The sequence below is a fragment of the Psychrobacillus sp. genome (genome assembly GCF_056205495.1).
This window is the reverse complement of the sequence record NZ_JBAEAP010000221.1, coordinates 1-3,578: the sequence shown is the minus strand read 5'-3', so window position 1 is coordinate 3,578 and position 3,578 is coordinate 1. Positions and strand designations below refer to the sequence as shown.

At 39.2% G+C, this 3,578-nt stretch carries 3 protein-coding genes; all 3 read left to right on the top strand.

Annotation, left to right across the window (positions count from 1 at the left end; all coding sequences use genetic code 11):
* Nucleotides 1–139 precede the first annotated feature (139 nt).
* Nucleotides 140–781 (top strand): TVP38/TMEM64 family protein, encoded by a 642-nt coding sequence (locus AC06OU_RS06340; RefSeq protein WP_475854717.1) that lies wholly within the window; start codon nt 140–142, stop codon nt 779–781.
* Entirely contained in the window at nt 774–1,322 is a 549-nt protein-coding gene (lepB, locus tag AC06OU_RS06335) for a signal peptidase I (protein ID WP_285841708.1), read from the top strand. The genes AC06OU_RS06340 and lepB overlap by 8 nt, the downstream gene beginning before the upstream one ends.
* 79 nt (nt 1,323–1,401) lie before the next feature.
* On the top strand, nt 1,402–3,578 hold a 2,177-nt coding region (locus AC06OU_RS06330), incomplete at its 3' end, for a helicase-exonuclease AddAB subunit AddB (protein ID WP_475854715.1).

Below are 3,578 nucleotides of genomic sequence, written 5' to 3'. Positions count from 1 at the left end.
CGCATTCCGCTCGCGAAAGATCTATTCACAAAATATTCACATCCTTTTTACATAATGAAAAAATTATACTATAAGAATATAGTTTTATGTATACAATAAAAGGGGAAAGTATAAATATACATAGGCGGAGGAGAGAGACATGCCAGATTGGTTATCGTTTGAGACACTTACAGATTTAACAAAAGAATATCGGACACTTGGCCCGATTATCGGCATTCTTCTGCCCTTTCTGGAAGCCTTTCTGCCATTTTTACCATTAGTGGTTTTTATCGTTGCTAACGTAGCTGCTTATGGTTTATTGTTTGGATTTTTATTATCCTGGGTTGGTTCCTTTGTTGGAGCCTATACAGTATTTTTAGTTATACGTAAATATGGACGGGCCAGAGTTTTAGGTTTTATAACTAGGCATGAAAGAATACAAAAATTAATATTATGGGTAGAGAGGAATGGTTTTGGACCACTATTCCTATTGATCTGTTTCCCTTTTACTCCATCTGCTCTGGTTAATATCGTGGCAGGGTTATCGAATATAAAAAAACATACGTATTTATGGACTGTAGCCTCAGGAAAGCTCATTATGATTTTTGTCGTTAGCTTTATCGGCTCAGATCTTAAAGCGCTTGTTACACAACCGGTTCGAACTGCAATTGTTATCCTAATCATTGCTATCTTATGGTTTATTGGAAAGCGTGTGGAAAAAAGAATTGAAAAGAGAGTAGAAGAAGACATAAGTGGAGTCAATATAAAAAGAAAGAGAAAAAGAGGAGAGACATTTGAGTAAATTTAAGCAGGAGACAATGGAATGGGTCATTGCCATAACTATCGCTATAGCTATTGTAGTCGTAGTTCGAATGTTTCTTGTAACAAATTATGAAGTTAGTGGTAAGTCGATGATGCCAACCCTTGCGGATAAGGATAGAGTTTTAATTAGTAAAATCTCACCGATCAACCGTATGGATGTCATCATCTTTAACAATGGAGAGGAAGACTTTGTAAAGCGTGTCATTGGGTTGCCAGGAGACACAATCCGGTATGAAAATGATGAGCTGTTTGTGAACGAAAAACAGGTAAAGGAGCCATTTCTAGAAAGTAATCTTGCTTATAAAAATCCAGATGAACATTTTACGGAAGACTTTAATTTACTTGAACTAACTGGCAGTAATACGGTACCGAAAGGCAAGCTTTTTGTACTTGGAGATAATCGAATTGCCAGTCTAGACAGTCGGTATTTTCATTTTATAGATAAAGATGAAGTTATTGGAGAGGTTAAATTCAAATACCTTCCATTGGCAGATGCTACCTTCAATTTTACGTCCGAATAATTTCCCTCACTTGACTATGTTTTGTACAATAGAGAGTAGGAGATTATTCGGTTTTTTTATGGAAAGGAGCTTGTTTAGCTTGTCATTACGAATTATTAGTGGTCGGTCTGGATCCGGTAAGACAAAGTTTATGCAACAAGAAATTGTTCAATCAGTAGATGCGGCTCCATTCGGAGATCCGATTTTTTATATAGTACCTGACCAAATGTCATTTTCCAGTGAATATGACATGGCCGCTGATTCAGGGGTAACTGGAATTATTCGCGCCCAAGTGAGTACATTTAAACGACTTGCTTGGCGTGTTCTTCAAGAAACAGGTGGTATAGCTAAAGAAGAGATTAGCGGCTTTGGCTATCGCATGCTTATTCGTAGCTTATTAGAGGACACCAAGGACGAATTTACTTTGTTTAAGCGTGCATCTACTAAGCGAGGGTTCACCGACCAAATAGAGGTGCTATTGAAGGAATTTAGTCGGTATTGTGTGGACTCCTCTTCGATGAGCAATGCCTTTAGCAGCTTAAAGGCTGTCGATGCCCCTCAAACATTATTAGATAAATCCTCTGATATTATGATGATGCTTGATTTAATCGAACAAAGGCTAGGGACAAGCTATGTAGACGGAGAAGGGTATTTAACACTACTCGCAAATAATATTAAGGACTCCTATCTATTGGAAACCTCAGAAATTTATATTGATGGGTTCACCTCTTTTACCGCTCGAGAGCTAGAAATTATCCAAGCATTGATGAAAAAGGTAAAAAGACTATCTATCGCACTGCCAATGGAGAGTCTTTCAGATGCCTATGATGAGCAATCTCTTTTCTTCCAGCCTGCTAATACAGCTGCTAGATTAATTGAAATGGCTCAGGCTGAAAACGTTCAGGTAGAGGAAACGATGCATTTTACAGATCAAAGACGGTTTGTAGCAGAAGAGCTTGCTCATATTGAAGCTAATTTCGACCAAATACCAGCTCCTCAAATTATGTCTAACGGAGCATTAAGACTAACGGAGGCAATGAATAGACGTGCTGAGATTCATGCGGTTGCTAGACAAATTAGAGATTTAGCCCATTTTAAAAATGTCCGCTATAACGAAATGGCAATATTACACCGAGATACTGAAAGTTATGAAGGGCTAATAGAGACAACCTTTTCCCAATATGAAATCCCATTTTTCATAAGTAAAAAGAAATCTATGCTTCACCATCCTCTGATTGAGCTCAGCAGAACGGTTTTAGAAATTATTCAATCTGATTGGAAGTATGAGCCGATGTTCCGAGCGATTAAAACGGATCTTTTCTTCCCGATTGATGCGCCTAAAACGATGTGGAGAGAGCGAGCAGATCGTTTAGAGAATTTCGTACTGTCCTTTGGTATATACGGGGATAGATGGTTTGATAGTCGAAGATGGGTGTACAAAAAGTATAGAGGCCTAGAATTCTATTCAAAGGTACAAACGGATGAAGAGCTTAGTATTCAGGCTGATATTCATGCGGCGAGAGATATTCTTATCCAACCGATAAAGAATTTGGCAGATGACCTGGAGGGGTGTAATACAGGAAAAGAAATTGCTATTGCACTTTATACCTTTATGGAATCCTTACAGGTGTACGAAAAACTGCAAAACCTTAAAGAAATGGAGGAGGAAAGCGGACAGCTGTTGCTGGCTACAGAGCATGACCAAGCGTGGAATGAATGGGTCGATGTGCTAGATCAATTTGTTCTAATGTTTGGAGAAAAGGAAATGTCTCTCGAAGAAACTATGAAAATACTTGACGAGGGCTATGACCAGTTAGAGTTTTCTCGCATTCCTCCATCGATTGATCAGGTGATTGTTGGAAATGTGGATACTGCGCGTCTGACGAATATAAAAGCGGTATTTGTAGTTGGAGTAAACGATGGAGTGTTTCCAAAAAGAATCGATCACGAGGGCTTGCTGTCGGATACGGAGCGTGAGTGGTTTGCACAAGTAGGCTTTGAGCTGGCACCGACTTCTCGAATGAGATTGCTCGATGAAAATTACTTGACTTATAAAGCTTTTGCTACGCCTTCTCACTATTTGTATGTTTCCTATGCTATTGCCGATAGTGAAGGGAAGGCTCAGTTGCCTTCCATGTATATTAGTAAGCTCCAACAGCTTGTAGGAGGGGTACCACTAGAAATAGCGGTAATCGATCCTTCTGATGTAAAGGATCCTAGCTTTAGTATGACATTGATCAGCCACCCGAGAACGACTCTTGCGTACCTGTCGATGCA

What these genes read in the sequence shown, in the direction of transcription:
- AC06OU_RS06340 (WP_475854717.1), top strand. Translation starts at nt 140, where the DNA reads ATGCCAGATTGGTTATCGTTTGAGACACTTACAGATTTAACAAAAGAA.